General features: G+C 59.9%; 5 protein-coding genes. 4 read left to right on the top strand and 1 reads right to left on the bottom strand.

Annotated features, from left to right (window positions below; genetic code table 11):
- Window positions 1-513 precede the first annotated feature (513 nt).
- Both BM225_RS21055 and BM225_RS21050 read left to right on the top strand, forming a co-directional pair.
- A complete protein-coding gene (locus BM225_RS21055; RefSeq protein ID WP_218157091.1) occupies window positions 514-1338 on the top strand; it encodes a DUF305 domain-containing protein in 825 nt (274 codons plus the stop codon).
- 12 nt (window positions 1339-1350) lie between these two features.
- Window positions 1351-2112 (top strand): glutaredoxin, encoded by a 762-nt coding sequence (locus BM225_RS21050; protein ID WP_276326974.1) that lies wholly within the window; start codon window positions 1351-1353, stop codon window positions 2110-2112.
- A gap of 185 nt (window positions 2113-2297) precedes the next feature.
- Here the strand turns inward: BM225_RS21050 and BM225_RS21045 are convergent, their stop codons facing one another.
- The gene (locus BM225_RS21045) at window positions 2298-2561 is read right to left on the bottom strand and encodes a hypothetical protein (protein WP_092465484.1); all 264 of its coding nucleotides are present in this window, start codon (window positions 2559-2561) and stop codon (window positions 2298-2300) included.
- A gap of 210 nt (window positions 2562-2771) precedes the next feature.
- Between BM225_RS21045 and BM225_RS21040 the strand changes: the two genes are divergently transcribed.
- Together BM225_RS21040 and BM225_RS21035 are read left to right on the top strand one after the other, a co-directional pair.
- Window positions 2772-4961 (top strand): efflux RND transporter periplasmic adaptor subunit, encoded by a 2190-nt coding sequence (locus BM225_RS21040; RefSeq protein WP_245780575.1) that lies wholly within the window; start codon window positions 2772-2774, stop codon window positions 4959-4961.
- Window positions 4958-7684 (top strand): efflux RND transporter permease subunit (locus BM225_RS21035; RefSeq protein ID WP_092465483.1); only part of this gene is annotated, 2727 nt, incomplete at its 3' end. The genes BM225_RS21040 and BM225_RS21035, both read left to right, overlap by 4 nt.

Raw genomic sequence — 7684 nt, 5'->3', positions numbered from 1 at the left:
CATCTCAGACAACAGTCAGACGATAAGGACGCGACCATCGGCGTCGTCTGGCTCTGCTGTCATTCGAGGGACAGCGACGCTGCGTTATGCACGAACGGCCGCAATGGCGGACCACATTGCATCGTTTGGAAGTGGTAGCCAAGGGCAGCTACGGGCCGGAATGACGTCTGACGACTGTGAGGATACGCTTCTGGCGCTGCGCCGCCGCAAGTCCGCTCTCAGCCCAAAATGGACATTCGTTTTGTACCCGCATCGGATCGCCTCACCTGTCGGCAGGGCGGATTGCGGACATTCAAGGCTCTCGTAAATCGCTCTATTTCTGAAGCAGAAGCGGGCAAAACTATTCGTCTCATGCTCGTGCTTGAAGCGTAGCTCAGCCTTTGCTCTCGCAGTCCTCTCCATTGAAGAAGCGGACACCCATGCTGGACCAAAAGCTAGGTTCATCGATCGATTTCATTGGAACCCTCCTGCGGTGGAAGGTTGTTAGGTCAGTGACAGATTGGAGATGTTGCTTTGGCCTATACCCGTTTTTTCCTGATGATCGCGTCCTCGACCGTGGTGATGTTCGGGCTCATGTACCTGAACACCTATCTGTGGGGGCATGTCTTTTTCTCTGAAACCCGGCTTTACATGGCGATCGTCATGGGCGCTGCGATGGCGCTCGTGATGCTTGCATGGATGCTTGGGATGTATCGGAATCGAGCGATGAATATCGGTATTTTTGCTGGATCGATCATCGTGTTTGCGGGGGCGCTGTTTTTGGTGCGGTCGCAGATTACCGTGCAGGACCTTTCCTACATGCGGGCGATGATCCCTCACCACTCGATCGCGATCATGACTTCGTCGCGCGCTGAGTTGACGGACCCGCGAGTGCGCATACTGGCCGACGATATCGTTTACGCACAGGACAAAGAGATCGCCGAGATGCGTTATCTGATTGCTGACATCGCAGCGAATGGCGAGGCAGAACCAGACGTAGGCCAGACAATTCCGCAGTTGGTGGACGCACAAACCGCTTTGGCAAGCGAAGTGGTGGCAAAGGTCGATCCGGAATTCCTGACGCCTGAAGCGATCGATCTGGCATTTCCTGAAGGTGCCACCTGCCAATTCACCTACACAGAGACAAGCCCGCCAGTCCTTGTGACAGCCGACCAGGATGCCTTGGTCAAAATCAGCGGCGATCTGGTGCGCCTTGGAGGAGACGCACAGGGGTATTCCGCCGCGCCGATCACGGCCGAGGTGCGCCCCACCGAAGACAGCGACCTGCACGATCTGATCATCAGCGCTGGTCCCGAATACTCTGCCGGTTTCCGCGGCCAATACACCTGCACCCAGTAAAGGAGGCCCGTCATGAGCACGACACCTGAAAAGAAAGCCGTCCTGTACCGCATGGTGATGCCGGATCACCTTTGCCCGTTCGGCCTCAAGTCCAAGGACTTACTAGAGCGGAATGGCTACACCATCGAGGATCATCATTTGAAAACCCGCGAAGAGACCGATGCCTTTCGCGAAAAGCATGATGTGAAAACCACGCCACAGACATTCATCAACGGAGAACGGATTGGCGGCTATGACGATCTGCGCATTTTCCTCGGGATTGACCCGCCCAAGGGCCAGCAGAGCGATACCAGCTACACGCCTGTGATTGCCATTTTCTCGGTATGCGCGTTGCTTGGGTTGGGTTTGTCGCTTGGAGTTTACGGGACTGTCTTCTCTTGGCAGGCGTTCCAGTGGTTCGTTTCGCTGTCGATGTCGGTTCTGGCGATCCAGAAGCTTCAAGACATCGAGAAATTCTCGACCATGTTCCTGAACTACGACCTCTTGGCCCGGCGGTGGGTGCCCTACAGCAAGCTCTATCCGTTCGGCGAAACCTTGGCTGGGGTTTTGATGACTGCAGGGGTGCTGAACTGGCTGTCTGCTCCGGTGGCGTTGTTCATCGGCACCGTCGGCGCGGTCAGTGTATTCAAAGCTGTCTATATCGATAAACGTGAGCTGAAGTGCGCCTGCGTGGGCGGTAGTTCGAACGTTCCGCTTGGCTTCGTTTCTTTGACGGAAAACCTGATGATGATCTTTATGGGGTTGTGGATGGGGCTGCGCGCTTTCGGAGTTTGAGCCCAAAAGAGAAGCTAGTGGGAGACGAAGATCAGCATCTCGCAAATGCGTTTCGCGCAATTGTTATCGTGATGTGTGCCTGCGCACCGACGTAGCTCTTGCGCTCCTATCTGTTTTTAAGATCACTGTCTTCTATGGAGATGCTTTTACGCCACCGTTTGCTGCCGATAATTCGGCTTGGCCAGTTAGGCATACGGCTGACAGTCGTTGCCTTGCTGCTGGCAATTGCTGTGCAGGCTTTTCCACACAAGGCGTTCGCGACTGCTTCCGAACCGGCGGCGCTGACGCACGTCATGCACCATGTCCCGAGTGTCACTCCGCTGCAAGGCGCTCATGCCCATCATCACTCTGTTCCGGCAGACCAGAATGACACCGCAAGTGCAGACTGCGGGAGCTCGGTCTGCTGTGCGGGCTTTGACGTGACGCTGAGTTTTGATCTTGGCGTCCATCTTGTCGTCTTCGTGACGCGCACCTTTGCGACACAATCAAGCGTGCCGTCTCGTGACGGCGCGGCACTAGAACGACCTCCACGCTTCTTGAGCTGATCGGGGGCGAAGTGGCACCAGCCGCTCGCCGTCCGGACAATAGAGACTGCGCATCTGTGGATGCGGGGTTTGCTCGGCCGCTTTGCGGCCTGTCAAAAGCACAAGAGGCATCTCATGCAAGGACGTTATTCTGCCCTCGCCATTCTGGCGTTGGGGGTCGGTCTTGGTGGCGGCGTCGCCATGGAAAGACTGTATTTCTCGGCGCCGTCAGCCGACAGCGGGGGACCCGCAATTCTGTATTGGGTTGCGCCCATGGATCCGAACTTCAGGCGCGACGGACCAGGGAAATCGCCAATGGGCATGGACTTGGTTCCGGTCTACGAAGGCGATGAACCCTCCAGTGATCCCGCCGAAGTCCGGATGGACGCGGCCGAGATCAACGCGATCGGGGTGCGGACGGCCTTGGCAACGTCTGACGAGATTTCCTCGCAAATTCGGACGGTCGGCTTTGTGGATTGGAACGAACATCGCACCGCACATGTCCACACGCGCGTCGAGGGATGGATCGAACGCTTGGACGTGCGCGCCGTTGGCGACACAGTGTCCAAGGGCGATTTGCTGTTTGAACTCTTCTCACCCGAGGTCGGTTCTGCCACTGCGGAGCTTGTGCGCATCAATGAAAGCGAACCCGGCACGCGGATTGTCGAGATCGCGAAAAACCGTCTTCGCAGCCTGGGTATGGGGGACGCGCAGATCGAACGGATCTCCCAAACCGGTCAGGCCGAGCGCAACATCGCAATTTACGCGCCCCAAGACGGAGTGGTGGTTGCTCTAGAGGCCGCCGAGGGCATGTACCTGAAACCCGACGTTCGGGCGCTGACCCTTACCGATCCGACCGATATCTGGCTGATCGCCGAGGTCTTCGAGCGCGATCTGGGCCGCCTGTCCGAAGGGATGCGGGCCGAAGCGCGGTTTGAACATTTGCCGGAAACCGTCCTCAAAGGCACCGTCGATTACATCTATCCCGAGCTAGATTTGCGGACCAGAACGCTGCCGGTGCGTCTGGTCTTTGACAACGCGGATGGGTCTTTGCGTCCGGGAATGTTCGGCACGGTCCTGCTAGAGGACACCGACCGCCATCTGGCCGTAACCGTCCCCTCCGAGGCTGTGATCCGCACGGGCCGCGCCGAGCGGGTAATCCTGCGCACCGGAGAGGGCCGTTTTGCCCCCCGCCTGGTCACAACGGGCCTGCGTGACGGCTTTGGCGCAGGTGGCCGGACCGAGATCGTCCAGGGCCTTGTCGCGGGCGAAGAGGTCGTATCCTCGGCCCAATTCCTGATTGACAGTGAAAGTGTTCTGAACGCGGGAATGATGCGCATGGCCCCCACCGATCAGGCCCCTGCGATGGCCACTGGTGTGGTGGTCGCAGGGGACGCCGAGGTACGCAAACTGGTGCTGCATCACGACGCGATCACCGAACTGGATTGGCCCGCCATGCAGACCAGCTTTGCCTTGGCCAAGGACGTGATGCTCGACGGTGTCACGGTCGGGGCCGAGGTCAAAGTCACCTTGCATCGCGGCTCCGATGGCCAGTTGTGGATCGGCTCCTTGACTGGGGATGACGGCGTCGCGGCCACCGGACGCGGCATCGCTTCGGCGGTAACGCCGGATGGGCGCCTGACCATGTCGCACGATCCGATCCCCGCCTTGGGCTGGGGCGCGATGACGATGGATATGGAGGTCGTCGATCTGGACCCCGCCACTGTTCCCCTGAACGTTCCCGTCGAATTCGACCTGACCAAGGATGCCGATGGCATGTTCGCCATCGCGGCGGTTCGTGCCGCTGGCGCCCCCGCCGAACCAATGGCCGATGCCACGCCCGCTGCCCGCCGGATCGAGGCGACGGGAACCATTACGGCTCTGAATCCCGAAACCAACATGGCGACCATCTCTCATGGCCCGCTAAAGGCCATCGGGATGCCCGCGATGACGATGGATTTCGCTTTGGTCGATGGACTTGACCCCGCGACGGTGCCGATTGGCAAAGAGGTTCCGATTGTCTTTGAACAGGGCCCCGACATGAGCCTGAAACTGGCAGAGGCCACTGCGCCAGCGCCGTTGATCGAGGCGGTCGGCACCATCAATGCCATTGATCCCGCAACCGGCATGGCCAGCATCACTCACGGCCCGATGAAGGCGATCGGCATGCCCGGCATGACGATGGACTTTGCCGTCAGCGCAGATCTCGATCTCGCCGCCCTGCCCATCGGCAAAGAGGCTGCTCTGGGCTTTGCACGCCAGCCGGATATGTCGCTGATCCTGCAAGAGGTCGGCGCACCTAAAGCAGGGAATTTGGGCCAATGATCGGGGCTGTCATTCGCTGGTCGATCGCGAACCGCTTTATCGTTGTGCTCTTTGCACTGGTGTTGGGGGCTTCTGGCATCTGGGCTCTGCGCACTACCCCCGTGGACGCCATTCCCGACCTGTCCGAAGTGCAGGTGATCGTGCGCACGCCCTATCCTGGGCAGGCCCCCCAAGTGATTGAGGATCAGATCACCTATCCCTTGGCGACCGCCATGCTGGCCGTCCCAGGCGCAGTGGATGTGCGCGGTTTTTCGTTCTTTGGGGACAGCTACGTCTATGTGGTTTTCGAAGAGGGCACCGACCTTTATTGGGCGCGGTCTCGTGTGCTGGAATATCTGGGCCAGATCACCTCGCGTTTGCCTGATGGCGTGGCGCCAGAGCTTGGCCCCGATGCCACTGGTGTGGGCTGGATCTATCAGTACGCGCTGATCGACCGGACTGGCAATCACGACATCTCGCAGCTGCGCAGCTTGCAGGACTGGTGGCTGAAGTATGAACTCCAGACCATTGATGGCGTGTCCGAAGTGGCGACCATCGGCGGCATGGTCCGCCAGTATCAGGTGGTGATCGATCCGGACAAATTGCGCGCCTATGACCTGACGCTGACCGACGTACGCAGCGCGATCCAGTCCGCAAACCAGGAAACCGGCGGAAGCGTGATCGAGATGGGCGAGGCCGAATTCATGGTCCGCGCCACCGGCTATGTCAGCGGGCTGGACGAGCTGGCCAAAGCTCCGCTCAAGATCAATGCGCGTGGGGCGGCCCTGACCTTGGGCGATGTAGCCGAGTTGCGAATGGGTCCTGAAATGCGCCGTGGCGTTGGGGAATTCGACGGTTTGGGCGATGCGACTGGCGGCGTGGTGATCATGCGCTGGGGCGGCAACGCCTTGGCCACGATCCGCGCAGTCGAGGCACGTCTGGATGAGCTGCGCCCGTCCTTGCCCGAAGGGGTCGAGATCGTGACCACCTATGACCGCTCTGGCGTCATCGAGCGCGCAATTGAAAACCTGCAGCACAAGCTGACCGAAGAGTTCATCGTCGTCGTACTGGTCTGCGGCGCGTTCCTACTGCACATGCGCTCGTCGCTGGTGATCGTGCTGTCGTTGCCCTTGGGGATTGCGGCAGCGCTGGTGGTGATGCGTCTGCAAGGGGTGAACGCGAACATCATGTCTCTAGGCGGAATCGCCATCGCCATCGGGGCGATGGTGGACGCTGCGATTGTAATGATCGAAGCTATGCACCGACGGCTCGAACACGAAAAGCTGACGCCGGAAAACCGTTGGCGGATCGTCTCTGAAACCTGCTCCGAAGTCGGCCCTGCCCTGTTCTATTCGCTGGCGATCATCGCGGTCAGCTTCCTGCCGGTGTTCGTGCTGGAAAGCCAAGAAGGCCGGATGTTCAAACCACTGGCCTTTACCAAGACCTACGCAATGGCGGCGGCCTGTATTTTGTCCATCACGCTGGTTCCGGTGCTGATGGGCTGGTTCGTCCGTGGTCGCATCTTGGCCGAGGATCGCAACCCCCTGAACCGTCTGTGCATCTGGGCCTACCGCCCCTTTCTGGATGCCGCGGTGGCTTGGCCTTGGGCTACGTCTGCAATGGCGGTGGTCGTAGTCGCCTCTATGTGGTGGCCGATGCAGCGGATCGGGACCGAGTTCATGCCCGAACTCAAAGAGGGCGATTTCCTTTACATGCCGTCGCTCTATCCTGGTGTGTCCATCGGCAAGGCGCGCGAGGTCCTGCAGCAGACCGACCGCCTGATCAAAACCGTGCCAGAGGTGAAAACCGTCCACGGCAAACTTGGGCGCGGCGAAACCGCGACCGACCCCGCGCCGCTGACCATGATTGAAACGACGATCCAGCTGAAACCCGAAGAGGATTGGCGCCCCGGCATGACGATGGAGAAAATCCGCGACGAGCTGGACCGCATCGTTCAGGTGCCCGGCGTCACCAACGTCTGGATTCAGCCGATCAAGAACCGGATCGACATGCTGGCCACTGGCATCAAGACCCCCGTGGGGGTCAAGATCACTGGCGCTGACCTGTCCGTAATCGAAGGCATCGGCGTCGAGATCGAGCGTATCGTTGGCGCGGTCGAAGGGACAGCTTCGGCCTATGCCGAGCGTCCCGTGGGCGGGCGGTTTGTTGAGATTAACGTCAATCGCGATGCGGCGGCCCGCTATGGTTTGTCGGTGAACGATGTCCAGATGGTAGTACAAACGGCTATCGGCGGCATGCAGGTCGCCGAGAGCGTCGAAGGGCTGGAGCGCTATCCTATCAACCTGCGCTACCCGCAGGACTGGCGGAACAGCCCCGAAGCCCTGCGCGATCTGCCCATCGTGACCAAATCCGGCGCTCATGTCCCCCTTGGGGCAGTCACCGATATCGCCGTCGTGGATGGCCCCGGCATGATCCGGTCCGAAAATGCGCGGCGCACAGGATTTGTCTTTATCGACATCGCGGGCCGTGACTTGGGCAGCTATGTCGCCGAGGCCCGCGAGGCGGTCGAGCAGGAACTGACCCTCCCCACGGGCTATTCCATCGCGTGGTCAGGGCAGTACGAATACATCGAACGGGTGCGCGATCGCCTGATCCTTGTGGCGCCTGCAACCTTGCTGACGATCACCTTGATGCTGTTCATGGCCTTCCGCCGGATGACCGAAGTCGCGATCATTCTGGCCGCCTTGCCTGTCGCGCTGGCGGGCGGGGTCTGGCTGATCTGG

Origin of the sequence: Donghicola eburneus (genome assembly GCF_900115865.1) — a bacterium.
GTDB lineage: Bacteria > Pseudomonadota > Alphaproteobacteria > Rhodobacterales > Rhodobacteraceae > Donghicola > Donghicola eburneus.
The sequence above is the reverse complement of the archived record's forward strand: the minus strand, read 5'-3'. Positions and strand labels throughout refer to the sequence as shown.

What these genes read in the sequence shown, in the direction of transcription:
- BM225_RS21040 (WP_245780575.1), top strand. Translation starts at nt 2,772, where the DNA reads ATGCAAGGACGTTATTCTGCCCTCGCCATTCTGGCGTTGGGGGTCGGT.
- BM225_RS21050 (WP_276326974.1), top strand. Translation starts at nt 1,351, where the DNA reads ATGAGCACGACACCTGAAAAGAAAGCCGTCCTGTACCGCATGGTGATG.
- BM225_RS21045 (WP_092465484.1), bottom strand. Translation starts at nt 2,561, where the DNA reads ATGGACGCCAAGATCAAAACTCAGCGTCACGTCAAAGCCCGCACAGCA.